Annotated in this window: 1 protein-coding gene; it reads left to right on the top strand. The window is 58.8% G+C overall.

Annotated elements, in window-relative coordinates; translation table 11 throughout:
* Positions 1–394 precede the first annotated feature (394 nt).
* On the top strand, positions 395–561 hold a 167-nt coding region (locus tag AC0L3P_RS40010; RefSeq protein ID WP_473309465.1), incomplete at its 3' end, for a flagellin N-terminal helical domain-containing protein.

The following is a 561-nucleotide window of genomic DNA, read 5'->3' as shown; positions in this document are numbered from 1 at the left end:
CCAGTCGCAGCAGAGCGTGCTGCAGCTGCTCCGCTAACAAGCGGACGACATCGCAAGCAAGATCCGGCGGCGGGGCTCAGGCCCCGCCGCTTTCTTTTTGCGCCGGCACCAGAGTGCCGCGGCAAAGCGCAGACGATGCATCCGGATGCAGCCGATTGCTCACTCTCAGTTATGGTTGACAAGTCGCAAACGTCGCGTCGCTGCACGGAAAAGCGTCATCCAATCATGACGATATGAGCGAGCCAGATCCGGCTTCGATCGCGCACATGGTGAATCCGCGCAAGGACTGGCGCGACACGCTTCATGCTTTGTTAGCCGTCTGCGTTCACCGTCCCGGACATCGATTAATCCTAATCGAAGTTTGTTGCGTTGCGTACCAGAAGGGTAACACTCAATGTCCGGTATTGTTCTCTCCTCGTCGGTTCGTCAGAACCTGCTCTCCCTCCAGTCCACCGCTGATCTTCTCGCCACCACGCAGAGCCGCCTGTCGACCGGCAAGAGCGTCAATTCGGCCCTGGACAATCCCACCAACTTCTTCACGGCACAGTCGCTCGACAACCG

Source organism: Bradyrhizobium sp. WSM4874 (assembly GCF_055811835.1).
This window is presented reverse-complemented; position numbering and strand designations above follow the sequence as displayed.